The following is a 25,185-nucleotide window of genomic DNA, read 5'->3' on the forward strand; positions in this document are numbered from 1 at the left end:
AACGTGTCCTGAACTTCGGGATACGCCCGGTGGTCAAGCCCACTACTTAATGCACTTGCGAGGACACTATGGCCCGTTTCGAACTGCAAAAACTCTACATCGACGGCGGCTACACCGATGCCGGCAGCGACGCCACTTTCGATGCCATCAACCCGGCCAACGGTGAAGTTCTCGCACAAGTGCAGCGTGCGACCAAGGAAGACGTGGAACGCGCCGTGGTCAGCGCCGAAAAAGGCCAGAAGATCTGGGCCGCCATGACTGCCATGGAGCGTTCGCGCATCCTGCGTCGCGCCGTGGAAATCCTCCGCGAGCGCAACGACGAACTGGCCGCTCTGGAAACCCTGGACACCGGTAAAGCCTTCTCCGAAACCAAGTACGTGGACATCGTCACCGGCGCTGACGTGCTGGAATACTACGCAGGCCTGGTACCGGCCATCGAAGGCGAGCAGATCCCGCTGCGCACCACCTCCTTCGTCTACACCCGTCGCGAGCCTCTGGGCGTAGTGGCCGGCATCGGCGCCTGGAACTACCCGATCCAGATCGCCCTGTGGAAATCCGCGCCAGCCCTGGCCGCCGGTAACGCGATGATCTTCAAGCCCAGCGAAGTCACCTCGCTGACCACCCTGAAACTGGCCGAGATCTACACCGAAGCCGGCGTACCGGCTGGCGTGTTCAACGTGCTGACTGGCAGCGGCCGTGAAGTCGGCACCTGGCTGACCGAGCACCCGCGTATCGAGAAAGTCTCCTTCACCGGCGGCACCGACACCGGCAAGAAAGTCATGGCCAGCGCTTCCAGCTCCTCGCTCAAAGACGTGACCATGGAACTGGGCGGCAAGTCGCCGCTGATCATCTTCGACGACGCCGACCTGGATCGCGCCGCCGACACCGCCATGATGGCCAACTTCTACAGCTCCGGTCAGGTCTGCACCAACGGTACTCGCGTGTTCGTACCGAGCCACCTGAAAGCCGCTTTCGAAGCCAAGATCGCCGAGCGCGTAGCGCGCATCCGCATCGGCAACCCGGAAGACGAAAACACCAACTTCGGTCCGCTGGTCAGCTTCCAGCACATGGAAAGCGTGCTGGGCTACATCGCCAAGGGCAAAGCAGAAGGTGCCCGCGTACTGTGCGGCGGCGAGCGCCTGACCGACGGCGAATTCGCCAAGGGTGCCTTCGTTGCACCGACCGTGTTCACCGACTGCACCGACGACATGACCATCGTCCGTGAAGAAATCTTCGGCCCAGTGATGGCGATCCTGACTTACGAAACCGAAGAAGAAGTGATCCGCCGCGCCAACGACACCGACTTCGGCCTGGCTGCCGGTATCGTCACCAAGGACCTGAACCGCGCCCACCGCGTGATTCATCAGCTCGAAGCCGGTATCTGCTGGATCAACGCCTGGGGCGAATCCGACGCCAAGATGCCGGTTGGCGGCTACAAGCAATCGGGTGTTGGCCGTGAGAACGGCATCAGCTCGCTGAACAACTTCACCCGCATCAAGTCGGTACAGGTCGAGCTGGGCGACTACGCCTCGGTGTTCTAAGACACCCAGCCTGAACGACAACCCCTGTAGCCGCTGCCGCAGGCTGCGAAAAGGTCCGAAGGACCTTCCTGCGATCGCCGAAGCACGTCCGCTGCGCGGCCGATCGCAGCCTTCGGCAGCAGCTACAGGCCTATTGATCGTGCGACCTGACCAATCTCAAAGAGGGTGCATTCAATGTCCCAAGAATTCGATTACATCATTGTGGGTGCCGGCTCTGCCGGTAACACCCTGGCGACCCGTCTGACTGAAGACGAAGGCGTCACCGTCCTGCTGCTGGAAGCCGGCGGCCCGGACTATCGCTTCGACTTCCGTACCCAGATGCCGGCGGCACTGGCCTTCCCACTGCAAGGCCGTCGCTACAACTGGGCCTACGAGACCGATCCAGAGCCACACATGAACGGTCGTCGCATGGAGTGCGGTCGCGGCAAGGGCCTGGGTGGCTCGTCGCTGATCAACGGCATGTGCTACATCCGCGGCAACGCCATGGACTACGACGGCTGGGCCAAGCTGCCAGGCCTGGAAGACTGGACCTACCTGGACTGCCTGCCGTACTTCCGCAAGGCGGAAACCCGTGACATCGGCCCCAACGACTACCACGGCGGCGAAGGCCCGGTCAGCGTGACCACGCCCAAAGCCGGCAACAACCCGCTGTTCCACGCCATGGTCGAAGCCGGTGTACAAGCCGGTTACCCGCGCACCGAAGACCTGAACGGCTACCAGCAGGAAGGCTTCGGCCCGATGGACCGTACGGTCACCCCTAAAGGTCGTCGCTCCAGCACCGCCCGCGGTTACCTGGACATCGCCAAGAAGCGTTCGACCCTGACCATCGTCACCCACGCCCTGACCGACAAGATCCTCTTTGACGGCAAGCGCGCCGTGGGCGTGAGCTACCTGCAAGGCAGCACCGAAGAGCGCGTGGAAGCCCGCGCCCGCAAGGAAGTGATCGTCAGCTCCGGCGCCATCGCCTCGCCGCAACTGCTGCAACGCTCCGGCGTCGGCCCCCGCGCCCTGCTGGAAAGCCTGGACATCCCGGTGGTCCACGACCTGCCGGGCGTCGGCGAGAACCTGCAGGACCACCTGGAGCTGTACCTGCAGTACGCCTGCACCCAACCGGTGTCGCTGTACCCATCGCTGCTGTGGTGGAACCAGCCGGCCATCGGTGCCGAATGGCTGTTCAACGGCACCGGCATCGGCGCCAGCAACCAGTTCGAAGCCGGCGGTTTCATTCGCACCCGTGAAGAGTTCGAATGGCCGAACATCCAGTACCACTTCCTGCCGGTGGCGATTAACTACAACGGCAGCAACGGCGTGAAAGAGCACGGTTTCCAGGCGCACATGGGTTCCATGCGTTCGCCGAGCCGTGGTCGCGTGCAGATCAAGTCCAAGGACCCGCGCCAGCACCCGAGCATCCTCTTCAACTACATGGCCACCGAGCAGGACTGGCAGGAATTCCGCGACGGCATCCGCCTGACCCGGGAAATCATGCAACAGCCGGCCCTGGACGCCTTCCGTGGTCGAGAAATCAGCCCGGGCATCGAGGTGCAGACCGACGAGCAACTGGACACGTTCATCCGCGAGCACGCCGAGACCGCGTTCCACCCATCCTGCTCGTGCAAGATGGGCACCGACGACATGGCGGTAGTGGATGGCCAGGGTCGCGTGCACGGCATGCAAGGCCTGCGCGTGGTGGATGCCTCGATCATGCCGATCATCACCACCGGCAACCTCAACGCGCCGACCATCATGATGGCCGAGAAAATCGCCGACAAGATCCGTGGCCGTCAGCCGCTGCCCCGCAGCAAGGCCGACTACTACGTAGCGGGCAACGCCCCGGTGCGTGGCAAGCCAATGCGCGATATCACTCCGACCGCGCAGTAAGCAGTACTGGGCACCGACCGCAAGGGTCGGTGCCTTTTTCACCTCCCCGCGTATTTCCTGCCCCCGCATTGCCCGCACTGCCTCCTTGATCGCAGCCTCCGGCAGCAGCTACAGTTCTGCAACTTGCCCATCCCCTTCGCCCCGGAGTCCACCGACGCCTATATCTGTAGGAGCCGCCGGGCAGCGTTCCGTTTGCTGGCGACAAGACCCGCCCGCTATCGCGTCTCACAAGGAGGTTCTCCATGTTCGACTTTCACCCCCAGCTCAAGCAGCGCTTTGCTGCCTTGCGCACGGGCGCCGAATTCTTTTCCCTGCGCTACGTGCGCGAGTCGGACCAATACCTGTCAGTGCGCAAGAACGTTGCCGAACCACCGAGCCTGGGCCGCGACGAAGGGGCAATGCTGACCGCACGGGTGCGTGGTGTGGAAGCCTACGCCGCCACCAGTGACCTCTCGCAAGGCGGCCTGCAAGCCGCCCTAGACCGCGCCGAACACCTGGCTCGGGTGATCGCCGCCCACGCCCTGCTGGACCTGCGCGAGCAACCGGTATCCAGCCACCGTGGCGACTACCTTTCGCCGAATCTGGACCAGCCCTTCCCATCCCTCAGCGACTGCTACCAGCTGCTGGGCGACGAATCGGCCTCGGTGCCCAAGGACGAGCGCCTGGTGAACTGGCAAGTGGGCATCGGCGTGACCCAGGTCGAGCAGATCTACCTCAACAGCGCCGGCGCCGAGCTGCGCCAGGCTCAGCGGTTTGTCTACCCGGGCCTGGATGTCACCGCCTACGACGGTAGCGACAGCCAGACCCGCAGCCTGGGCCGGGAAAACTTCGGCCAGCAGGGCGCCGGTGATGTGATCAGCCGTTGCGGCCTGCTGGGCGCGGCGCCACGGGTGGCCGACCAGGCGCTGCAACTGCTGCTGGCGCCGAACACCCCGTCAGGCCAGCGGGACCTGCTGCTGATGCCGGACCAGATGATGCTGCAGATCCACGAGTCCATCGGCCACCCCCTGGAACTGGACCGCATCCTCGGCGACGAGCGCAACTACGCCGGCACCAGTTTCGTCAAACAGGAAGATTTCGGCCGCCTGCAATATGGCTCGTCCCTGCTCAACGTGACCTTCGACCCACAGATTCCCGAGGAGTTGGCCAGCTATGGGCATGACGACGATGGCAGCGCCGCCAGCAAGCAGTTCCTGATCCGCGAGGGGCTGCTGGTACGTCCCTTGGGCAGTGCCCTGTCGCAATACCGCAGTGGCCTCGACGGCGTTGCCAACAGCCGCGCCAGCAGTTGGAACCGCGCCCCCATCGACCGTATGGCCAACCTCAACGTCGAGCCCGGCGACCAGCCCCTGGACCGCCTGATCGGCCAGATCGAACACGGCATCCTGATGTCCACCAACCGCTCCTGGTCCATCGACGATGCGCGCAACAAGTTCCAGTTCGGCTGCGAATGGGGCCAGTTGATCGAAAACGGCGAGCTCAAGGGCGTGGTCAAGAACCCCAACTACCGGGGTATTTCCGCACAGTTCTGGCGCAACCTCTGCGCGGTGGGCGATCGCAGCACCTTCCAGGTCCTGGGCACGCCCAACTGCGGCAAGGGCGAGCCCAACCAGGTAATCCGCGTCGGCCACGCTTCGCCGGCCTGCGTGTTCAGCAAGATTGACGTATTCGGAGGAGACGCCTGATGAACAGGACGATGAATCAGGCCGAGCAGTTCAAGGCATGGGTGCAGTGGCTGCAGGACGCGATCAAGGAATCGGAACAGTTCACTCTGAGCTACTCGGCCGAGTCCTCGGAGTTCATCCGTTTCAACCACGCCAAGGTGCGTCAGGCCGGGCAGGTGCAACAGGCCAGCCTGCACTTCAAGCTGATCGAAGACGGACGCCACGCCGACTTGAGCATCACCTTGAGCAACGACCCCGAGGTGGACCGTCAGCGCCTGGTCGAAGCCCTGCAACAGTTGCGCGAAACCCTGCCGCTGCTGCCGGCGGACCCGTACCTGATGCTCAATCACGCCCAATGGCAATCCCACCACGTGCAGGACCATCCGCTGCCCGATAGCGAGCAGGTGGTGGCACAGATCGGCCGCGCCGGTGCCGGCCTGGATCTGGTGGGCATCTATGCCGCCGGCCCCATCAGCCGAGGTTTTGCCAGTTCCGCCGGAGCCTTCGGCTGGCATCAGGCCAATAGCTTCAACTTCGACTTCAGCCTGTTCCACGCCAATGGCGAAGCGGTGAAGGCCAGCTACGCGGGACACGCCTGGGACGACGCAGCCTTCGCCCAGCGCTTCGACCAGGCCCGTCAGCAACTGGAGTTCCTCGGTCGACCGCTGCGCACCCTGACGCCGGGGCAGTACCGCGCCTACCTGGCACCGGCGGCCCTGGAGGAGATCATGGGCATGCTGGCCTGGGGCGGGTTCTCGGCCCAGTCCATTGCCAGCAAGCACAGCCCCCTGCAGAAGCTCTACGCGGGCGATGCCGCCCTGAGCCCCCTGGTGTCCCTGGACGAACAGGTCAGCGGCTCCCTGAGTCCGGCCTTTTCCGATGAGGGCTACCCGCGCAGCGACCTGTCGCTGATCGCCGCCGGCAATGCCAACGCACAGTTGATCAACTCCCGCAGCGCCGCCGAGTACGGCCTGACCAGCAACGGCGCCGGCAGCAGCGAATACCCCAGTGCGCTGAACATGGCCGCCGGGCAGCTGTCGCAGCAGGAGATCCTCAAGCAACTGGGCACCGGCCTGTACATCAGCAACCTGTGGTACCTCAACTACTCGGACCTGCCGGCAGCGCGCCTGACCGGCATGACCCGCTTCGCCACCTTCTGGGTGGAGAACGGCGAGATCCAGGCCCCGGTGAGCACCATGCGTTTCGATGACAGCGTCTACAGCCTGCTGGGTTCACAACTGGAGGCCCTGACCGAGCAGCGCGAACTGCTGCTTTCGGCCAGTACCTACGGCCAGCGCCAGACTGCCTCGATGCATTTGCCCGGAGCCCTGGTCAGTCGCCTGACCCTCACCTTGTAAGCGACAAGCCGCAAGCTGTAAGCGGCAAGCTTGAAGCTTATGGCTTGCCGCTTGCCGCTGCCCTTGGGAGATCCCATGCCCGAACGCACGCCTCTCGATGCCACCACCGCCCGCTGGGTGCCCTGGGTGGTGGCCATCGCCTTCTTCATGCAATCCCTGGACGGCACCATCCTCAACACGGCGCTGCCAGCCATGGCCCAGGACCTGGCGGAAGACCCGCTGCGCATGCAGGGGGTGATCATCGCCTACATGCTCACCGTGGCCCTGCTGATCCCAGCATCGGGCTGGATCGCCGACCGCTTCGGCACCAAGAAGATCTTCTTCGGCGCCATCTTGCTGTTCAGCATCGGTTCCCTGCTGTGCGCGATGTCCAACACCCTGAGCCAACTGATCGGCGCCCGGGTGATCCAGGGCCTGGGCGGGGCACTGATGCTGCCGGTGGGACGGTTGGTGGTGCTGCGAGCCTACCCGCGTTCGGAGCTGGTGCGGATCATGGGCTTCATCACCATTCCCGGGCTGCTGGGCCCGCTGATCGGCCCGACCATGGGCGGCTGGATGGTGCAGTACCTGACCTGGCACTGGATCTTCCTGATCAACCTGCCAGTGGGTGCGGTGGGCTGCTATGCGGTGTGGCGTTTTATCCCCGACCTGCGAGGCAGCGAGCGCACCCGTTTCGATGGCCTGGGCTTTGTGCTGTTCGGCGCGGCGATGGTGCTGATCACCATCGCCATGGAAGGCCTGGGGGAACTGCACCTGCCGCACCTGCGGGTGATGTTGCTGCTGTTTGCCGGGCTGGCCTGCCTGGCGGCCTACTGGCTACGGGCCGGGCATATCGACACCCCGCTATTCGCCCCTTCGCTGTTCAAGGTGCGGACCTTTGCCGTGGGCATCCTCGGCAACCTGTTCGCCCGCCTGGGCAGCGGTGCCCTGCCGTTCCTGGTGCCGCTGCTGCTGCAGGTGGCGCTGGGTTATTCACCGTCCCAGGCGGGGATGAGCATGCTGCCCCTGGCGGCCGCGGCGATGCTGGCCAAGTCCATTGCCCGGCCGTTGATCGAGCGCCTGGGCTACCGCATCGTGCTCACCGGCAACACCCTGGCCCTGGGGCTGATGCTGGCCAGCATGGGGCTGGTCAGCGAGCACACGCCTTATCCCCTGCTGCTGGGCATGCTGGCAGTGCTGGGGGCGATCAACTCGCTGCAGTTCACCGCGATGAACACCGTGACCCTGATCGACCTCGACGATGCCGCCGCCAGCAGCGGCAACAGCCTGTTGTCGGTGGTGGCGCAACTGTCCCTGAGCCTGGGGGTGGCCTGTGCCGGTGCGCTGCTGGGCGGTTTTACTGCACAAGTAGGCAATGACGGAGTGAACACCGTGCTCGGCGCCTTCCAGCTGACCTTTCTCACCGTGGGCATCATGGCGATGCTGGCGGCGGCGATCTTCCTCCAGCTGTCGCCCACCGATGGCCGAAGGGCGCGCAAGGTCGAGGAGCAGCACATCGAGCATTGAGCCGCACACACCCCTCCGTAGGAGCCGGCTTGCCGGCGAAGAGGCCCCCGAGCATTGCACCAACCTCGCGACCGCTTTCGCTGGCAAGCCAGCTCCTACACAAAACCACCTTTGCGCGGTTGCTCGTCCAGAATTTGCAGGTTATGGGAGCGAGGCTGATACACTGCGCGACATTTTGTTTTGCAGGCCAGTCCCGTGACCACCATTGCCACCGCTTTTAATACTTTGCCCCTGTCTCCCGCCATGCTGGCTAACCTCGACTCCCTCGGTTATGCCCAGATGACGCCGATCCAGGCGCAGAGCTTGCCGGTGATCCTCAAGGGCATGGACCTGATCGCCCAGGCCAAGACCGGCAGCGGCAAGACCGCGGCCTTCGGCATCGGCCTGCTGAACCCGATCAACCCGCGCTACTTCGGCTGCCAGGCCCTGGTGATCTGCCCGACCCGCGAGCTGGCCGACCAGGTGGCCAAGGAAATCCGGCGCCTGGCCCGTGCCGAAGACAACATCAAGGTCCTGACCCTGTGCGGCGGCGTGTCCTTCGGCCCGCAGATCGCTTCCCTGGAACACGGCGCCCACATCATCGTCGGCACCCCGGGGCGTATCCAGCAACACCTGCGCAAGGGCTCGCTGGTGCTTGATGGCCTGAACACGCTGATCCTCGACGAAGCCGACCGCATGCTCGACATGGGTTTCTACGACGCCATCGAAGACATCATCGAGCAGACCCCGTCGCGCCGGCAGACCCTGCTGTTCTCCGCCACGTACCCGGTGGGCATCAAGCAACTGGCGTCGAAGTTCATGCGTGATCCGCAGACGGTGAAAGCCGAAGCGTTCCACGACGACACGCAGATCGAACAGCGTTTCTACGAGATTTCCCCGGAAGAACGCATGAGCGCAGTGACCAAAGTCCTGCACCACTTCCGCCCGGCTTCCTGCGTCGCTTTCTGCTTCACCAAGCAGCAAGTGCAGGAAACCGTCGATCACCTGACCTCCAAAGGCATTTCCGCCGTCGGCCTGCACGGCGATCTGGAACAGCGTGACCGCGATCAGGTGCTGGCGATGTTCGCCAACCGCAGTACTTCGGTACTGGTCGCCACCGACGTGGCCGCCCGCGGCCTGGACATCGATGCGCTGGACATGGTGATCAACGTCGAGCTGGCCCGCGATTCGGAAATCCACATTCACCGCGTTGGCCGTACCGGTCGCGCTGGCGAAAAAGGTATCGCGGTCAGCCTCGTCGCACCGTCCGAAGCCCATCGCGCGCAAGCCATCGAACAGCTGCAGAAAGCCCCGCTGAACTGGGATCAGGTCGACAACCTCAAGTCCCAGGGCGGCGCCCCGCTGCAGCCACCGATGAGCACGCTGTGCATCGCGGGCGGGCGCAAGGACAAAGTGCGTCCGGGCGATATTCTCGGTGCACTGACTGGCGACGCCGGCATCCCGGGCGCCCAGGTCGGCAAGATCGCGATCTTCGACTTCCAGTCGTATGTGGCGGTTGAACGCACCGTGGTCATGCAGGCGCTGCAACGTTTGAACAACGGCAAGATCAAGGGCCGTTCGCTACGCGTGCGCGTCCTCTAACCCCACTGCTTGAGCTGTCGTTCGCTCCTAACGAGGACACCGTTTTGCGTTCTACCCAAGTCGTGATCATCGGCGCTGGCGCGGCCGGCCTGATGTGCGCCCTGACCGCGGCCGGCCGCGGTCGCCAGGTATTGCTGCTGGACCACGCCAACAAGGCCGGCAAGAAAATCCTGATGTCCGGCGGTGGCCGCTGCAACTTCACCAATATGTACACCGAGCCCGCCAACTTCCTTTCGCAGAACCCGCATTTCTGTAAATCGGCCCTGGCCCGCTACACCCAGTGGGACTTCATCGGCCTGGTGGCCAAGCACGGCGTGCCCTACCACGAGAAGAAACTCGGCCAGCTGTTCTGCGATAACAAGTCCAGCGACATCCTCGGCATGCTGCTCGACGAATGCGATCAGGTCGGCGTCGAACTGCGCCTGGACACCTCGATCCAGCAGATCGAAAAGCTTGAAGCCGGCTATCTGCTGCAGACCACCCTGGGCGCGGTGCAGTGCCAATCCCTGGTGATCGCCACCGGCGGCCTGTCGATCCCGACCTTGGGCGCTACCGGTTTTGGCTATCAGGTCGCCAAGCAGTTCGGCCATGAACTGCTGCCGACCCGTGCCGGCCTGGTGCCCTTCACCATCACCGATCAGCTCAAGGAATTGTGCAGCGAGTTGTCGGGCACCTCGGTGGACTGTCTGGTGAGCTGCAACGAGCAGAGCTTTCGCGAGAACATTCTGTTCACTCATCGTGGCCTCAGCGGCCCGGCGATCCTGCAGATTTCCTCCTACTGGCAACCCGGCGACAGTGTCGAGATCAACCTGCTGCCAGACCACGACGCCCTGGGCTGGCTGCAACAGCAGCAGGCCGAGCGCCCCAACAGCGAGCTGAAAACCCTGCTGGGGGAAATCTTCACCAAGAAGATGGCGGGACTGCTGGCCGAGCACTGGTTCGTCTCCAAGCCGATGAAGCAATACACCCCGGCGGAACTGGCGGACGTGGCGCAAAAACTCGGCAGCTGGCAGTTGGTGCCGGCGGGCACCGAGGGCTACCGCACCGCCGAAGTGACCCTGGGCGGGGTCGATACCCGCGAGGTGTCGTCCAAGACCATGGAATCGCTGAAGAGCCCGGGGCTGTATTTCATCGGTGAAGTGCTGGACGTCACCGGCCACCTGGGCGGCTTCAACTTCCAGTGGGCCTGGGCCTCGGGCTACGCGGCGGCGCAATACGTCTGAGCCGCTGCAATCCCTGTAGCCGCTGCCGCAGGCTGCGACAGGTCCGCAGGACCTCAGCGGACCTTGAATCGCCGCGCCCCTTCGGGTCGTTCGCAGCCTACGGCAGCGGCTACAGGCGCCCGACCGGCAACGGCAACAGAATTTGTCGGCCGATGTGACGGCGGCATTGCGCCGTCGTCAATACTGGCTCAATTTAGCTGCATCGCCCCGGAAGGCCTGTCCCACTCCATGTCATCGACTTCTTTTCGTCAGTCTCTGCGCCGCCTCTGGGCGCTGGATAAATTCAGCTACAGCGTGCGGGTGTTCATCGCCCTGACCGGCAGCATGGCGCTGTGCTGGTATCAGGATGAGATGGGCCTGCTGATTCCACTGTTCCTCGGCATCATCGCCAGCGCCCTGGCGGAAACCGACGACAGCTGGCAAGGCCGGCTCAACGCCCTGGCCGTGACCCTGGTGTGCTTCAGCATCGCCGCGCTGTCGGTGGAATTGTTGTTCCCCTACCCCTGGATCTTCGCCATTGCCCTGGCCCTGGCCAGCTTCGGCCTGACCATGCTCGGGGCCTTGGGGGAACGCTATGGCGCCATCGCCTCGGCGACCCTGATTCTCTCGGTCTACACCATGATCGGCGTCGACCAGCGCGGCGGCGCGGTGATCGACTTCTGGCACGAGCCGCTGCTGCTGGTGGCCGGCGCGGCCTGGTATGGCCTGCTCTCGGTCCTGTGGCAGGCGCTGTTCTCCAACCAGCCGGTGCAGCAGAGCCTGGCCCGGCTGTTTCGTGAGCTGGGTTTCTACCTCAAGCTCAAGTCATCCCTGTTCGAGCCAATCCGCCAGTTGGATGTGGAAGCCCGGCGCCTGGAGCTGGCCCAGCAAAATGGCAAGGTCGTGGCAGCCCTCAACGCCGCCAAGGAGATCATCCTGCACCGGGTGGGCAATGGCCGGCCGGGGTCGAAAGTCAGCCGCTACCTGAAGCTGTACTTCCTGGCCCAGGACATCCACGAGCGCGCCAGTTCGTCCCACTACCCCTATAACGCCCTGACCGACGCCTTCTTCCACAGCGACGTGCTGTTTCGCTGCCAGCGCCTGTTGCGCCAGCAGGGCAAGGCCTGCCGCGCCCTGGCCGAATCCATCCAGCTGCGCCAGCCGTTCGTCTATGACGCCAGCTTCGCCGAGGCCCTGAGCGACCTGCACGCCTCCCTGGAACACCTGCGCATCCAGAGCAACCCGGCCTGGCGCGGGCTGCTGCGCTCGCTGCGCGCCCTGGCGGCCAACCTTGGCACCCTCGACCGCCTGCTCAGCGACGCCAGCAACCCCGACGCCCTGGCCGATGCCACCGACAGTAGCCTGCTGGACCGCTCGCCGCGCAACCTCAAGGATGTCTGGACTCGCCTGCGCACCCAGCTGACACCGACATCACTGCTGTTCCGCCATGCCCTGCGCCTGCCCCTGGCGCTGAGTATCGGCTACGGCATGGTGCATCTGATCCACCCATCCCAGGGCTACTGGATCATCCTCACCACGCTGTTCGTCTGCCAGCCCAACTACGGCGCCACCCGGCGCAAGCTGGGGCAGCGGATCGTCGGCACCGCCATCGGCCTGACCATCGCCTGGGCGCTGTTCGACCTGTTCCCGAGCCCCTTGGTGCAATCGCTGTTCGCCATCGCCGCCGGGGTGGTGTTCTTTACCAACCGCACCACCCGCTACACCCTGGCCACCGCCGCCATCACCCTGATGGTGCTGTTCTGCTTCAACCAGGTGGGCGACGGTTACGGGCTGTTCCTGCCGCGGCTGTTCGATACCCTGCTGGGCAGTCTGATCGCCGGGCTGGCGGTGTTCCTGTTCCTGCCGGACTGGCAGGGCCGACGCCTGAACAAGGTGCTGGCCAACACCCTGACCTGCAACAGCATCTACCTGCGCCAGATCATGCAGCAGTACGCCGCAGGCAAAAGCGACGACCTGGCCTACCGCCTGGCCCGGCGCAACGCCCACAACGCCGACGCGGCGCTGTCCACCACCCTGGCCAACATGCTCATGGAGCCGGGGCATTTCCGTAAGGAAGCCGACGTGGGGTTCCGCTTCCTGGTGCTGTCACACACCTTGCTCAGCTACCTGTCGGGGTTGGGCGCGCACCGGGAAACCCAACTGCCGGGGGAAGTCCGCGAGCACCTGATCGACGGTGCCGGGGTCAGCCTGGCGGCGAGCATCGACGAGATTGCCCAGGGCCTGGCCAACAAGACCCCGATCGCCATCCAGAGCGATGCCGAGGAAGCGTTGGCCAATGAGCTGGAGCAGATGCCGGATGAAATCGACGAAGGCCAGCGTCTGGTGCAGACCCAGCTGGCACTGATCTGTCGACAACTGGGCCCGTTGCGGACCCTGGCGGCGCACCTGATCAAAGACACCAGCGACGACGCAAAACCGTAGGAGCCGGCTTGCCGGCGAAAGAGGCCGCAAGATTTATGCAAGGTTCGGGGCCGCTTTCGCTGGCAAGCCAGCTCCTACAGACAGCCCCCTGTTCGGTTACATACCGTGTTGGCGCAACAGGCGGTCGTAGCTGCCGTCGGCCTTCATGGCGGCAATTTCCCGGTCGAACTTGGCAACGATCTGCGCATGCTCGGGGTTTTTCAGGCTGACCAGGATATGCAGGCCGTTCTCGCTCAGGGGCTTGGGCAGGAACTCCACGGCGTTGCGCACCCGAGGCGATTCCCGGGCCAGGTAGTAGCGGGCGACGTATTCGTCTTCCAGAGTCAGCTTGACCCGGTCCGCCGCCAGCATGCGCACGGCCATGGCGAAGTTATGCACCAGAACTTTCTGCAGGTTCGGGTCGTTGTCGAACTCCGGCGAATAGGCGTAGCCACGCACCACCGCCACCGGGTACTGATGCAGTTGCTTGAGGTTGTTGTATTCCAGCGAGGCATCCTTGCGCTTGATGAAGCGCACTCGGTTGACCAGGTACTCCGAGGAAAACTGCCCCAGATGGGTGCGCTCTTCGTTGTACCAGGCATTGACCAGTACGTCGTAGCGTCCCTCGCCAACCCCCATGAGAGCCCGGGCCCAGGGCACCTGTTCGAACTCGCTGGCATAGCCGGCACGGGACAGGGCGGTGCTGACGATATCGGTGGCCACCCCGCCATTGACCAGGGTCGCATCGGTAAAGGGGGGCCAGGCGTCAGCGACCAGGCGCAGCTTCTCCGCAGAAGCGCTGTGGCCCAGCAACAGCAATCCGATCAAAGCCAAAGCTCGATGCAATCGCAGCATGCTAAAAGATCCTTAGCGGGCACAGGGCCCAGCGCGTTCCAGCCGACACTCGAGGGCCCCTGCCGGTATTCGACAGGGCAGCCCAGCCCCTAACACTAGCTCATCAGAACCGCTGCACAGGACTTGAAAACAGATTACACAAAGAAGACAAAGGCCAGTAACAACAATAGTGGCATTTTGACCTAACTCACAGAAACAGCCTCTGGGTGCTGCTCGACAAGACATCCGGCGGCGATGTGCCTAGTATTTCGCACAGCACTTTCTACAGGATATGAAGATGACCATCGAATGGGTCTGCAAGCATCACACCGATCTGGGCAAGGAACAGTTGTACGCCATCCTGCAACTGCGCACCGAAGTCTTTGTCGTGGAACAGAAATGCCCCTACCAGGAAGTGGACGGCCGCGACCTTGAAGGCGATACCTGCCACTTGATGGCCTGGGACGACGACCGCCTGCTGGCCTATGTGCGCCTGCTGGACCCGATCTCCCAAGGCGGGGACGTCGTGATCGGCCGCGTAGTGATCGCCGAACAGGCCCGTGGCCAGGGCCTGGGTCATGCCCTGATGGAGCAGGCGCTGAAACAGGCGCAACGGCACTGGCCAGAAACCCCGATCTACCTCTCGGCCCAGGCCCATCTAAAGGATTACTACGGACGCTACGGCTTCATCGTCGCGGGTGAGGAATACCTTGAGGACGGCATTCCCCATATCGGCATGCGCCGGGCCTGAGACTCAGGGATAACCCAGCACTGTCTTGATCTGCCGCAGATTGGGCTCGATCCAGCCCTTGTCGATGGCTCCCCAGCTATGGATCCGGTAGCGCCCGGCATGATTGCGGGCGCCATCCTGCTGCTCGAACTCGCAGAGGATGTCCAGGTCCGCCAGGGCGGCGATGGTGTCCTGGGCGGTGCGTCGGGGCATGCCCGTGACTTCGGTCAGCGCCGGCACACTGCTGGCCAGGCCGCTGTCGATCAGATACGCCACATACAGGCGGCGGTAGAAACTGCTCTTGGTCTTGCTGACATCCATCGCCTACTCCCTTTCACTAAGCACTAATCCGCCGCTCCCGCCTTGGCTTGCAGGTCGCGCCAGGTCAGGTAGACCCGCAGGTCGAACTCCAGCTGGTGATAGCCCGGCAGCATATGCTCGCAGAGCTTGTAGAACGCCTTGTTGTGGTCCGATTCCTTGAAGTGCGCCAGCTCGTGCACCACGATCATCCGCAAGAACTCCGGCGCCGCCTCCTTGAACAGGGAGGCGATGCGGATCTCCTTCTTGGCCTTGAGCTTGCCGCCCTGCACCCGGGACACCGTGGTGTGCAGGCCCAGGGCGCGGTGGGTCAGGTCCAGGCGGTTATCGAACAGCACCTTGTCGATGGCCGGGGCGTTGCGCAGGTATTCCTGCTTCAGCTCCAGAGCGTAGTTGTACAACGCCTTGTCGCTCTGTACCGCGTGCTTGTGCGGATAGCGCCGGCTCAGGTAGTCCCCCAGGCGATCTTCGTCGATCAGCTGGCGCACTTGCTGTTGCAGGGCGACGGGGTAGGCCTGAAGGTATTTGAGTGCAGTCATGAAGGGGCAACGCAAGGTGCAAAGAGCGCCAGTGTAGCGAATTCAGGCCGGCAACGCGCTCCAGTCAAAAGGCTGGGCAAATTGACTGGCACTGCTGGCAGTCAGGGGGCGCGCCACCAGGAAACCCTGCACGTATTCACAACCATTGGCCTTGAGCCATTCGTATTGCTCGAGGGTTTCCACGCCTTCGGCAATCACCAGCAGGCCGAACTGTTTGCACAGGTCGATCACACTGCGGGCGATGGCGGCATCTCGCGGCGAAGTCAGCAGGCGAGCGATCAGGTGCCGGTCAAGCTTGAGGGTGTCCAACTGCAGGTCACGCAGGTACGCCAGACAGCAGCTGCCTGATCCGAAATCGTCCAGGGCCACCCGCACCCCCAGCTCATGCAACTGCTGCAACTGCTTGCGGGTCTCGTCCAGGTTCTGGGTCAGTGCCGCCTCGGTCACCTCCACCTCCAGCTGACGAGGCTGCAGGCCATGGCGCAACAACACCTGGCGCAGTTCGGTTGCCAGGTTGGGCATGCCGAACTGGGTAGCGCTGAGGCTGACACCCAACACCAGGTCCGGGCTGAATACCTGTTCCCAATCCTTGCGCTGAGCGGCGCCCTGCTGATAGATCCAACTGCCCAGGCGGCTGATCAACCGCGCCTCTTCCAACAACGGCAGAAACAGCCCGGGCGGTACATCGCCGACACTCGGGTGCCGCCAGCGCAGCAACGCCTCGAACCCTCGCAAGCGGCCATCGGCAATGGCCACCTGGGGCTGATACACCAGGGTGAACTCCTTGCGCTCCACCGCGCTGCGCACGCTTTCTTCAAGCATCAGCCGGGACCGGGCACGGCCGTTCATTTCATGGTCGTAGTAACGGTACTGCTGACGGCCGGCACGCTTGGCCTCGTACATGGCGATGTCCGCCGCGCGCAACAGGCCATCCAGATTGGAACCGCAGTCAGGGTAGATGGCGATGCCAATGCTGGCCCCCAGCACCACCTCCATGCCATCGATCTGCTGGCTGATGGACAGGCGTTCGATCAGTTTTTCGGCGATTTTTGCCGCCTGCTCCGGGAAGCTCAGCTCCAGCAGGGCCGTGAACTCGTCGCCGCCCATGCGCCCGAGAATGTCGAACGAATGCAGGCATTCCTTCAACTGTTCGGAGACCCAGCGCAGCACCCGGTCACCGGCATCGTGCCCCAGGGAGTCGTTGACTCGTTTGAAGCCGTCCAGGTCCAGGTAGAGCAGGACCAGAGACTTTCCCGAGCGATCGCTGCGCAGCAGGATGTTCTCCACGGTCTGATAGAAACCGCGCCGGTTGAGCAGGCCCGTCAGCGGATCGGTAACGGCCTGGTACTCCAGCTGTTGATGCAGGTGTCGAACCTCGGACATGTCCAGCAAGGTCACCACCATGGCCTTCTGTTCGCTGGGCAGGGGCGCGCAGGACAGGGCCACGCAGATCTGCTGACCGGGGACGGTCCGCAACAGGGCGTCATGCAGACGATAGGTCTCGCCCCTGCGGTAGCAGGCGTAGAGTTCGGATTCGTTCCAGTCGGGGACGTGGGGCTTTTGCAGGTAATCGAGGAAGGGCGAGCCTTCCAGATCTTGCACCTGGGCATTGAGCAAGCGCGAGACCGCTGGATTGGCGAAGCGCACATGGCCGCCTTCGTCCACCACCAGGATGCCTTCGGCGGCGTTGTCCAACACCGCGGCGTTGAACGCTCGCGCCACCTCCAGATCATGACTGAGGTGCTGCAGGGCTCGGCGGTTGCGCTGTTGCTCCAGCAAAGCCTGGACCTTGGGCTTGAGAATCTGCGGGTCGAAGGGTTTGAACAGGTAGTCCACCGCGCCACTGGCGTAGCCCTTGATCACGGCATCCTGGGACTGCTCGTTCGCGGTGAGGAAGATGATCGGTGTCAGCCGGGTACGCTGGCTGCCGCGCATCAGTCGAGCCACCTCAAAACCATCCATGCCGGGCATCTGCACATCCAGCAGCACCAGATCCACCTCATGCTCGAGCAACAGGCCCAGGGCCTCGACACCGGAGGCAGCGGTCATCACCCGCCAGTCCTGGCGCTGCAACAGAGCACGCATGCTTAGGAGATTTTCAGGATAGTCATCAACGATCAGAAGAGTGGAGTGGCCTTCGGCCACCTCCGGATGCACGCATTCCATGCTGCTTCTCTTGCCTGTAATAAGACTGAGCGGGTGAGAAAACCTGGCTAAAACTGTGGACTCACTCTAGACCCGGATCTTGAAAAGCAGAAGCCGCCATCACGTCATCGCTCCGCCAATGGCGCCGACTCCCGACTAACGGTCACAGTTGTGCAGCATAAAAACCGGGAAGGATGGCATTTCGATATTTTGCTGACGTCAGATATCCGCCGTACGGACCTCGCCCGGCTTCCGTTCTGCGTTATAAAGACGCCCGAAGAAGCGCAGGCTAAAGCCCTCGGCGACCTGCACCAGACCTTTCCTTGCGGAACCTCTCACCATGATCGATCTGGCAACCTGGAACCTCAGCGTTCCCGTCGGCAGCCCACCGGCAACCATTGACACCCCCACCCTGGTCAAAGGCTTCAAGGACCAGTACTTCCACTCCGATAGCGGCACCCTGTTCTTCTGGTCGCCGGTGACCGGATCAAAAACCGAGAACGCCATCTACCCGCGCACCGAGCTGCGGGAAACCTATTCCAACGGCACCCTGCGCAACTGGACCTATCCCGAGGCCGACAACCTGTTGTACGCCACCCTGGCAGTGAAGCAGGTGCCCTCGTCGGGCAAGATCGTCGTCGGCCAGATCCATGCCTACAACAGCACCAAGCCCCTGGTGAAAGTGGAGTACCAGTACAAGACCAGCCAGGGCAGCGGCAATGTCGTGGCCAAGGTGCGCATGCGCCCGGATGACGACGAAGGCCGGGTCATCACCGTCGCCAGGAACGTGCCCATGGATCGGGAGTTTTCCTACCTGATCCACCTGAGCCCCGGTGGTGCCCTGGGGATCAGTGCTGCGGGCTATCAATGGGATGGCCAGCTGAGCGCCACCTGGCGCGACAAGCCGCTGTATTTCAAGGCTGGCGTTTATGTCCAGGACAACAGCGGCTACACCAGCGAGGGCGGCAAGGTGACCTTCTCCAAGCTGGATATCGACCACAACAAAATCTAACCCCGTCTCTGTGCAGGAATCCCAGGCACAAAAAAGCCCGCATTGCTGCGGGCTTTCCGGATGACGCTAAGGCTTAGTTGACCTTGGCGTTCAGCTCACCCTTGAGGTAGCGCTGGAACATCGCTTCCAGGGAGATCGGCTTGATCTTCGAAGCGTTGCCGGCAGTGCCGAAGGCTTCGTAACGGGCGATGCACACGTCGCGCATGGCGGTTACGGTGGCACCGAAGAACTTGCGTGGGTCGAACTCGCTCGGGTTGGTGGCCATCAGGCGACGCATGGCACCGGTGGACGCCAGGCGCAGGTCGGTGTCGATGTTGACCTTGCGCACGCCGTACTTGATGCCTTCGACGATTTCTTCAACCGGCACGCCGTAGGTTTCTTTGATGTCGCCGCCGTACTGGTTGATGATCGCCAGCCACTCCTGCGGAACCGACGAAGAACCGTGCATCACCAAGTGGGTGTTGGGGATGCGCTTGTGGATTTCCTTGATGCGGTCGATGGCCAGCACGTCGCCGGTAGGCGGCTTGGTGAACTTGTAGGCACCGTGGCTGGTACCGATGGCGATGGCCAGGGCGTCGACCTGGGTCTTCTTGACGAAGTCCGCGGCCTCTTCCGGATCGGTCAGCATCTGGCTGTGGTCCAGCACGCCTTCGGCACCGATGCCATCTTCTTCACCGGCCATGCCGGTTTCCAGGGAACCCAGGCAGCCCAGCTCGCCTTCTACCGACACGCCGCAGGCGTGGGCCATGGCCACGGTCTGTTGAGTGACGCGCACGTTGTATTCGTAGTCGGTCGGCGTCTTGCCGTCTTCGCCCAGGGAGCCGTCCATCATGACCGAGGAGAAGCCCAGCTGGATCGAGCGCTGGCAGACGTCAGGGCTGGTGCCGTGGTCCTGGTGCATGCACACCGGGATATGCGGAAACTCTTCGATCGCCGCCAGGATCAGGTGACGCAGGAACGGCGCACCGGCGTACTTGCGCGCACCGGCGGACGCCTGAACGATCACCGGGGAGTCAGTCTTGTCAGCGGCTTCCATGATGGCGCGCATCTGCTCAAGGTTGTTGACGTTGAAGGCTGGAACGCCGTAGCCGAACTCGGCTGCGTGGTCCAGCATCTGGCGCATGCTGATGAGTGCCATTGTGTGTGTGTCTCCCGGTCGAGGGTCGTTAATCGTGCAAGCCTGCCGTAGCGGCGACTGCTATTCAAGTGATTGCAGATCGGGGGTCAGCCCGCCCTGTTGTATCCGTTAAAACCAAATCTCTACAGCCCTGTAGGAGCCGGCTCGCCGGCGAAAGGGGCCTTGAACCTTGCACAGGTCTGGAAGGCCGCCTTCGCTGGCAAGCCAGCTCCTACTGGGCCTTGCAGCCGCGGCCGATCAAGTCATTGGTGGCGACCCAGTAAACCAGGCCCTCTTCACCCTTGACGTGAAACGCCAGCATGTCATCGCTGTACAGCGAACCCGAACCACTGGGCTCAAGCTTAAGGCGCCGAACCTGATCGTCGCCCCCCAGGCGCACGTCGACCGCCTTGCGGCTGTCGTCGGTGTAGCGCCAAAGCACTTGTGCCTGGCTGTCACACACCCAGGTCGTCCAGTTGTCGGGAGCCGGCGACTTGAGCAGGTTCAGGTTGGCGCACCCTGCCAGCAAGCCCAGCATCGCCACGGCGATCAAACCTTTCATCGATGTTCCTCGGCTGACAGCCCACAGGCCCCAGCGCGTTGCGTTATCCAATCCGACCCGTCAAGGGCAGCCCTGTTCCCTGGTCTTTGACGGTGTCTCGTACTTCTCCAGGCCCTCTGGGCCCAGACGCTTGTTAATCACCGGCGCCGTTTCGGCCTGCCAATCGGCCTGATAGCAGCCTTTGTCCGGCTCACCGGCCTCATCGGCCGATTTTGCCTGGGGAGTGCCGGAGCACCCCGCCAGCAAAGCCGCGGCGATCAACAGTGGCAATGTCTTGACCATCAGAACACTCCTTTGCCCGGCCAACGGGAATCTCAGGCCTTGGCCCGGGCTTCCAGGACTTCAACCGCCGGCAGTACCTTGCCCTCGACGAACTCGAGGAAAGCGCCGCCACCGGTAGAAATGTAGGAGATCTGCTGGGCCACGCCATACTTGTCGATGGCCGCCAGGGTGTCGCCACCGCCAGCAATGGAGAACGCGGCGCTGTCGGCGATGGCCTGGGCCAGCACCTGGGTGCCGTTGCCGAACTGGTCGAATTCGAACACGCCTACAGGACCGTTCCAGAGGATGGTCTTGGAGGATTTCAGCAGCTCGGCGAACTGCGCGGCAGTCTGTGGACCGATGTCGAGGATCATGTCGTCAGCGGCAACATCAGCGATCAGCTTGACGGTAGCTTCGGCGCTTTCGGCGAACTCCTTGGCCACGACCACGTCCACCGGCAGCGGTACGCTGACCTTGGCAGCGATGGCACGGGCGGTGTCCAAGAGGTCCGGCTCGTACAACGACTTGCCCACCGGATGCCCGGCAGCGGCCAGGAAGGTGTTGGCGATGCCTCCACCGACGATCAACTGGTCGCAGATCTGGCTCAGGCTGTTGAGCACATCCAGCTTGGTGGACACCTTGGAACCGGCAACGATGGCCGCCATCGGCTTGGCCGGGTTGCCCAGGGCCTTGCCCAGCGCCTCCAGCTCAGCAGCCAGCAGGGGACCTGCAGCGGCTACTTTGGCGAACTTGGCCACGCCATGGGTCGAACCCTCGGCGCGGTGCGCGGTGCCAAAAGCATCCATCACGAACACGTCGCACAGGGCAGCATATTGCTGGGCCAGTTCGTCGGCGTTCTTTTTCTCGCCCTTGTTGAAGCGCACGTTTTCGAACAGCACGATGTCGCCGGCCTTGACCTCGACACCACCCAGGTAGTCGGCCACCAGTGGCACTTCACGGCCCAGGGCGCGGCTCAGGTAATCGGCTACCGGCTTGAGGCTGTTCTCGGCAGAGAACTCGCCTTCGGTCGGGCGGCCCAGGTGCGAGCAGACCATCACCGCTGCGCCTTTTTCCAGGGCCAGCTTGATGGTCGGCAGCGAAGCCAGGATCCGCGCATCGCTGGTGACAACACCGTCCTTGACTGGGACGTTGAGGTCTTCGCGGATCAGTACGCGCTTACCTTGCAGATCGAGGTCGGTCATCTTCAACACGGTCATGGGTCGCAATTCCTGGGTTACTGTTGTTCAGAAACAGAGAGTTTAGAGTCAGAGCGTGGAGTGGCTGTTTGCAGGTAGTGCCCAGCAACATCCAGCATCCGGTTGGCAAAGCCCCATTCGTTGTCGAACCAGGCCAGGATGTTCACCAGCCGAGGGCCGGAAACGCGGGTCTGACTGGCATCGACGATCGCCGAATGGGGATCATGATTGAAATCACAGCTGGCGTGAGGCAACTCGGTATAGGCCAGCAAGCCCTTGAGCGGACCGCTGGTGGCGGCCTCGCGCAGAATCCGGTTGACCTCGGTGGCGTCGGTATCGCTCACGGTCTGCATGGTGATATCCAGGCAGGACACATTGACCGTCGGCACTCGCACAGCTTTGGCCTGAATTCGCCCGGCAAGTTCCGGCAACAAGCGCTCGATACCACGCGCCAGACCAGTGGACACCGGGATCACCGACTGGAACGCCGAACGGGTCCGACGCAGATCCTCGTGGTGATAGGCGTCGATCACCGGCTGGTCGTTCATCGCCGAGTGAATGGTGGTGATCGACACGTACTCCAGGCCGATGGCCTGATCCAGCAGGCGCAACAGCGGCACACCACAGTTGGTGGTGCAGGAGGCGTTGGAGACCAGCAGCTCGGCGCCGGTCAGACACTCCTGGTTGACCCCGTAAACGATGGTGGCGTCGACATCCGCCTCGCTGGCCATCGGCTGGGAGAACAGCACCCGTGGCGCGCCGGCGTCGAGGAAACGCTGGCCGTCTGCCCGGGTGTGGTAGGCACCGGAGCATTCCAGCACCAGATCGACGCCCAGGGACGCCCAATCGATGCCTTCGGGGGTGGCACTGCGCAGCACTTTCACGCAGTTGCCATTGATATGCAGACAGTCGCCATCGACCTTCACCTCGCCGGGAAACCGGCCGTGGGTCGAGTCGAAGCGTGTCAGGTATTCAACACTGGCCATGTCGGCCAGATCGTTGATGGCGACGATCTCGAATCCAGCCGCAGCCCCCCGCTCGAACAGAGCACGCAAGACGCAACGACCAACCCGGCCGTAGCCGTTGAGTGCAACTTTATAGGGACGCGATTGAGGCATGGGGTTCTCGATCAGGCACAGGCAGACGAACTTGTTATACGCACCCCATCGCAGGAGCTGGCTTGCCAGCGATCAGCGGCGTGTCAGGCAGGCCGCGAATCGCTGGCAAGCCAGCGCCTACAAAGGGATCGCGGTGGCTGGGCCACCGCGTGCTTTTTTAGTCTTCCAGCAGCTCTTCGGCCTGGCCCAGGATGTTGTCCAGGGTGAAACCGAACTCTTCGAACAAGGCCGGCGCAGGCGCCGACTCGCCGTAGGTGGTCATGCCGATCACCCGGCCTTCCAGACCCACGTACTTGTACCAGAAGTCGGCGTGAGCAGCTTCGATGGCGATCCGCGCGCTGACCTGCAACGGCAGAACCGATTGCTTGTAGCCCGCGTCCTGAGCGTCGAACACGCTGGTGCACGGCATGGAAACCACGCGCACCTTGCGGCCCTGCTCAGTCAGCTTGTCGAAAGCCTGGACCGCCAGGCCCACTTCCGAACCGGTGGCAATCAGGATCAGCTCAGGCTCGCCTGCGCAGTCTTTCAACACGTAGCCACCGCGGCTGATGTCGGCGATCTGCCCGGCATCACGGGTTTGGTGCTGCAGGTTCTGGCGGGAGAAGATCAGCGCCGATGGGCCGTCCTTGCGCTCCAGGGCGTACTTCCAGGACACCGCCGACTCCACGGCATCAGCTGGACGCCAGGTGTCGAGGTTCGGGGTGCTGCGCAGGCTGGTCAGTTGCTCGATCGGCTGGTGAGTCGGGCCGTCTTCGCCCAGACCGATGGAGTCGTGGGTGTAGACATGGATCACCCGCTGTTTCATCAGCGCCGACATGCGCACGGCGTTGCGTGCGTATTCCATGAACATCAGGAAGGTCGCGCCGTAAGGCACCAGGCCACCGTGCAAGGCAACGCCGTTCATGATGGCGGTCATGCCGAACTCGCGCACGCCGTAGTACATGTAGTTGCCGCTGGCGTCTTCAGCGCTGACGCCCTTGCAGCCTTTCCACAGGGTCAGGTTGGAGCCGGCCAGGTCAGCCGAGCCGCCGAGAAATTCAGGCAGCAGCGGGCCGAAGGCGTTCAGGGTGTTCTGGCTGGCTTTACGGCTGGCGATGGTTTCGCCCTTGGCCGCGACTTCAGCGATATAGGCATTGGCCTTCTCGGCAAAGTCCGCGGGCAGATCGCCCGCAAGGCGACGTACCAGTTCATTGGCTTCGGCAGGGAACGCAGCGGAGTAGGCAGCGAAACGCTGATCCCACTCGGCTTCCACGGCGCGACCGGCTTCCTTGGCGTCCCACTCGGCGTAGATGTCGGCCGGGATTTCGAACGGGCCATGGTTCCACTTCAGTGCAGCGCGGGTCAGGGCGATTTCCTCGGCACCCAGTGGTGCGCCGTGGCAGTCTTCCTTGCCCTGCTTGTTCGGCGAACCGAAACCGATGGTGGTCTTGCAGCAGATCAGGGTCGGCAACGGGCTCTTGCGCGCGGTGTCGATGGCGGTCTTGATCTCTTCCGGATCGTGGCCGTCGACGTTGCGGATCACTTGCCAGTTGTAGGCTTCGAAACGCTTGGGCGTGTCGTCGGTGAACCAGCCTTCGACTTCACCGTCGATGGAGATGCCGTTGTCATCGTAGAAGGCGATCAGCTTGCCCAGGCCCAGGGTACCGGCCAGGGAGGCTACTTCGTGGGAAATGCCTTCCATCATGCAGCCATCACCCAGGAATACGTAGGTGTGGTGATCAACGATGTCGTGACCTGGACGGTTGAACTGCGCCGCCAGGACCTTTTCCGCCAGGGCGAAGCCCACGGCATTGGCCAAGCCCTGACCCAGTGGGCCAGTGGTGGTTTCCACACCCGGGGTATAGCCGAATTCCGGGTGGCCCGGAGTGCGGCTGTGCAGTTGGCGGAAGTTCTTCAGGTCATCGATCGACAGGTCGTAGCCGGTCAGGTGCAGCAGCGAGTAGATCAGCATCGAGCCGTGACCGTTGGACAGCACGAAGCGGTCACGGTCGGCGAAGGATGGATTGCTCGGGTTGTGCTTGAGGTAGTCACGCCAAAGTACTTCGGCGATATCCGCCATACCCATGGGGGCACCTGGATGGCCGCTGTTGGCTTTTTGCACGGCATCCATGCTGAGGGCACGAATGGCGTTGGCACGCTCACGACGGCTGGGCATCGCTGATCTCCTGAGGATTGAATAAAACGAAACGGAAAAAAGGCCTG

The 25,185-nt window shown here is 63.1% G+C and carries 20 protein-coding genes; 10 read left to right on the forward strand and 10 right to left on the reverse strand.

The features are described from left to right. Nucleotides 1-68 precede the first annotated feature (68 nt). The 8 genes from betB to yccS all read left to right on the forward strand — a co-directional run bounded on the left by betB (nt 69) and on the right by yccS (nt 13,172). On the forward strand, nt 69-1,541 hold the full coding sequence (betB, locus tag LOY69_RS27970) for a betaine-aldehyde dehydrogenase (RefSeq protein ID WP_102881119.1): 1,473 nt from the start codon (nt 69-71) through the stop codon (nt 1,539-1,541). 174 nt (nt 1,542-1,715) lie between these two features. Next, the gene (gene betA, locus LOY69_RS27975) at nt 1,716-3,419 is read left to right on the forward strand and encodes a choline dehydrogenase (protein WP_102881120.1); all 1,704 of its coding nucleotides are present in this window, start codon (nt 1,716-1,718) and stop codon (nt 3,417-3,419) included. A 242-nt stretch (nt 3,420-3,661) separates the two neighbouring features. Further along, nucleotides 3,662-5,104 carry a TldD/PmbA family protein gene (locus tag LOY69_RS27980; RefSeq protein WP_265073881.1) on the forward strand — a complete coding sequence of 481 codons (1,443 nt, stop codon included), beginning with the start codon at nt 3,662-3,664 and terminating at the stop codon, nt 5,102-5,104. Next, nucleotides 5,104-6,441, forward strand: a complete 1,338-nt coding sequence (locus tag LOY69_RS27985) for a TldD/PmbA family protein (RefSeq protein ID WP_102881122.1) — start codon at nt 5,104-5,106, stop codon at nt 6,439-6,441. The genes LOY69_RS27980 and LOY69_RS27985 overlap by 1 nt, the downstream gene beginning before the upstream one ends. A 75-nt stretch (nt 6,442-6,516) precedes the next feature. Further along, entirely contained in the window at nt 6,517-7,947 is a 1,431-nt protein-coding gene (gene mdtD / locus LOY69_RS27990) for a multidrug transporter subunit MdtD (RefSeq protein ID WP_102881123.1), read from the forward strand. A gap of 243 nt (nt 7,948-8,190) precedes the next feature. Beyond that, complete coding sequence (gene dbpA / locus LOY69_RS27995) at nt 8,191-9,528, forward strand: ATP-dependent RNA helicase DbpA (RefSeq protein ID WP_253084176.1); 1,338 nt, start codon at nt 8,191-8,193, stop codon at nt 9,526-9,528. Nucleotides 9,529-9,572: 44 nt separating this feature from the next. Further along, nucleotides 9,573-10,751, forward strand: a complete 1,179-nt coding sequence (locus LOY69_RS28000) for an NAD(P)/FAD-dependent oxidoreductase (RefSeq protein ID WP_110652410.1) — start codon at nt 9,573-9,575, stop codon at nt 10,749-10,751. Nucleotides 10,752-10,979: 228 nt separating this feature from the next. Beyond that, nucleotides 10,980-13,172, forward strand: a complete 2,193-nt coding sequence (gene yccS, locus LOY69_RS28005) for a YccS family putative transporter (RefSeq protein ID WP_102881126.1) — start codon at nt 10,980-10,982, stop codon at nt 13,170-13,172. A 96-nt stretch (nt 13,173-13,268) separates the two neighbouring features. Here yccS and LOY69_RS28010 read toward each other — a convergent pair whose 3' ends face one another. Next, nucleotides 13,269-14,006, reverse strand: coding sequence for a substrate-binding periplasmic protein (locus tag LOY69_RS28010; protein WP_102881127.1), 738 nt, complete (start codon nt 14,004-14,006; stop codon nt 13,269-13,271). 277 nt (nt 14,007-14,283) lie between these two features. Here LOY69_RS28010 and LOY69_RS28015 point away from each other — a divergent pair, with 277 nt between their 5' ends. Beyond that, nucleotides 14,284-14,736, forward strand: a complete 453-nt coding sequence (locus tag LOY69_RS28015; protein WP_110652411.1) for a GNAT family N-acetyltransferase — start codon at nt 14,284-14,286, stop codon at nt 14,734-14,736. Between the two features lie 3 nt (nt 14,737-14,739). Here the strand turns inward: LOY69_RS28015 and LOY69_RS28020 are convergent, their stop codons facing one another. Genes LOY69_RS28020 through LOY69_RS28030 form a run of 3 tightly spaced genes read right to left on the reverse strand, consistent with a single transcriptional unit; the run spans nt 14,740 to nt 17,738 of the window. Beyond that, nucleotides 14,740-15,036: a winged helix-turn-helix domain-containing protein gene (locus LOY69_RS28020; protein ID WP_102862029.1), complete on the reverse strand. Its 297-nt coding sequence runs from the start codon at nt 15,034-15,036 to the stop codon at nt 14,740-14,742. A 23-nt stretch (nt 15,037-15,059) separates the two neighbouring features. Next, complete coding sequence (locus tag LOY69_RS28025) at nt 15,060-15,572, reverse strand: M48 family metallopeptidase (RefSeq protein WP_102881129.1); 513 nt, start codon at nt 15,570-15,572, stop codon at nt 15,060-15,062. A gap of 42 nt (nt 15,573-15,614) precedes the next feature. Then, on the reverse strand, nt 15,615-17,738 hold the full coding sequence (locus tag LOY69_RS28030) for a putative bifunctional diguanylate cyclase/phosphodiesterase (RefSeq protein ID WP_102881130.1): 2,124 nt from the start codon (nt 17,736-17,738) through the stop codon (nt 15,615-15,617). 319 nt (nt 17,739-18,057) lie between these two features. Between LOY69_RS28030 and LOY69_RS28035 the strand changes: the two genes are divergently transcribed. Beyond that, entirely contained in the window at nt 18,058-18,729 is a 672-nt protein-coding gene (locus tag LOY69_RS28035) for a polysaccharide lyase family 7 protein (protein WP_102881131.1), read from the forward strand. A gap of 73 nt (nt 18,730-18,802) precedes the next feature. Here LOY69_RS28035 and fba read toward each other — a convergent pair whose 3' ends face one another. The 6 genes from fba to tkt all read right to left on the reverse strand — a co-directional run bounded on the left by fba (nt 18,803) and on the right by tkt (nt 25,138). Continuing rightward, nucleotides 18,803-19,867 (reverse strand): class II fructose-bisphosphate aldolase, encoded by a 1,065-nt coding sequence (fba, locus tag LOY69_RS28040; protein ID WP_003229012.1) that lies wholly within the window; start codon nt 19,865-19,867, stop codon nt 18,803-18,805. Between the two features lie 211 nt (nt 19,868-20,078). Then, nucleotides 20,079-20,408, reverse strand: coding sequence for an MliC family protein (locus tag LOY69_RS28045; protein WP_102862033.1), 330 nt, complete (start codon nt 20,406-20,408; stop codon nt 20,079-20,081). A gap of 60 nt (nt 20,409-20,468) precedes the next feature. Beyond that, nucleotides 20,469-20,690, reverse strand: coding sequence for a hypothetical protein (locus tag LOY69_RS28050; RefSeq protein WP_102881132.1), 222 nt, complete (start codon nt 20,688-20,690; stop codon nt 20,469-20,471). Between the two features lie 32 nt (nt 20,691-20,722). After that, nucleotides 20,723-21,886, reverse strand: coding sequence for a phosphoglycerate kinase (locus LOY69_RS28055; RefSeq protein ID WP_102862035.1), 1,164 nt, complete (start codon nt 21,884-21,886; stop codon nt 20,723-20,725). Between the two features lie 17 nt (nt 21,887-21,903). After that, complete coding sequence (epd, locus tag LOY69_RS28060; protein WP_110652412.1) at nt 21,904-22,983, reverse strand: erythrose-4-phosphate dehydrogenase; 1,080 nt, start codon at nt 22,981-22,983, stop codon at nt 21,904-21,906. 157 nt (nt 22,984-23,140) lie between these two features. Further along, the gene (gene tkt / locus LOY69_RS28065; RefSeq protein ID WP_102862037.1) at nt 23,141-25,138 is read right to left on the reverse strand and encodes a transketolase; all 1,998 of its coding nucleotides are present in this window, start codon (nt 25,136-25,138) and stop codon (nt 23,141-23,143) included. Nucleotides 25,139-25,185: the final 47 nt, after the last annotated feature.

The sequence above is a fragment of the Pseudomonas sp. B21-059 genome, from assembly GCF_026016285.1.
Classification (GTDB): Bacteria; Pseudomonadota; Gammaproteobacteria; order Pseudomonadales; family Pseudomonadaceae; genus Aquipseudomonas; species Aquipseudomonas danubii.

Excerpts from the sequence above, each read along its gene's own strand:
- dbpA (WP_253084176.1), top strand. The coding sequence starts at position 8,191 with ATGCTGGCTAACCTCGACTCCCTCGGTTATGCCCAGATGACGCCGATC.
- betA (WP_102881120.1), top strand. The coding sequence starts at position 1,716 with ATGTCCCAAGAATTCGATTACATCATTGTGGGTGCCGGCTCTGCCGGT.
- LOY69_RS28025 (WP_102881129.1), bottom strand. The coding sequence starts at position 15,572 with ATGACTGCACTCAAATACCTTCAGGCCTACCCCGTCGCCCTGCAACAG.
- LOY69_RS28015 (WP_110652411.1), top strand. The coding sequence starts at position 14,284 with ATGACCATCGAATGGGTCTGCAAGCATCACACCGATCTGGGCAAGGAA.
- betB (WP_102881119.1), top strand. The coding sequence starts at position 69 with ATGGCCCGTTTCGAACTGCAAAAACTCTACATCGACGGCGGCTACACC.
- LOY69_RS28010 (WP_102881127.1), bottom strand. The coding sequence starts at position 14,006 with ATGCTGCGATTGCATCGAGCTTTGGCTTTGATCGGATTGCTGTTGCTG.
- LOY69_RS28030 (WP_102881130.1), bottom strand. The coding sequence starts at position 17,738 with ATGGAATGCGTGCATCCGGAGGTGGCCGAAGGCCACTCCACTCTTCTG.
- LOY69_RS28035 (WP_102881131.1), top strand. The coding sequence starts at position 18,058 with ATGATCGATCTGGCAACCTGGAACCTCAGCGTTCCCGTCGGCAGCCCA.
- LOY69_RS27985 (WP_102881122.1), top strand. The coding sequence starts at position 5,104 with ATGAACAGGACGATGAATCAGGCCGAGCAGTTCAAGGCATGGGTGCAG.
- LOY69_RS28020 (WP_102862029.1), bottom strand. The coding sequence starts at position 15,036 with ATGGATGTCAGCAAGACCAAGAGCAGTTTCTACCGCCGCCTGTATGTG.
- LOY69_RS27980 (WP_265073881.1), top strand. The coding sequence starts at position 3,662 with ATGTTCGACTTTCACCCCCAGCTCAAGCAGCGCTTTGCTGCCTTGCGC.
- LOY69_RS28050 (WP_102881132.1), bottom strand. The coding sequence starts at position 20,690 with ATGGTCAAGACATTGCCACTGTTGATCGCCGCGGCTTTGCTGGCGGGG.
- epd (WP_110652412.1), bottom strand. The coding sequence starts at position 22,983 with ATGCCTCAATCGCGTCCCTATAAAGTTGCACTCAACGGCTACGGCCGG.
- tkt (WP_102862037.1), bottom strand. The coding sequence starts at position 25,138 with ATGCCCAGCCGTCGTGAGCGTGCCAACGCCATTCGTGCCCTCAGCATG.
- mdtD (WP_102881123.1), top strand. The coding sequence starts at position 6,517 with ATGCCCGAACGCACGCCTCTCGATGCCACCACCGCCCGCTGGGTGCCC.
- LOY69_RS28045 (WP_102862033.1), bottom strand. The coding sequence starts at position 20,408 with ATGAAAGGTTTGATCGCCGTGGCGATGCTGGGCTTGCTGGCAGGGTGC.
- fba (WP_003229012.1), bottom strand. The coding sequence starts at position 19,867 with ATGGCACTCATCAGCATGCGCCAGATGCTGGACCACGCAGCCGAGTTC.
- yccS (WP_102881126.1), top strand. The coding sequence starts at position 10,980 with ATGTCATCGACTTCTTTTCGTCAGTCTCTGCGCCGCCTCTGGGCGCTG.
- LOY69_RS28055 (WP_102862035.1), bottom strand. The coding sequence starts at position 21,886 with ATGACCGTGTTGAAGATGACCGACCTCGATCTGCAAGGTAAGCGCGTA.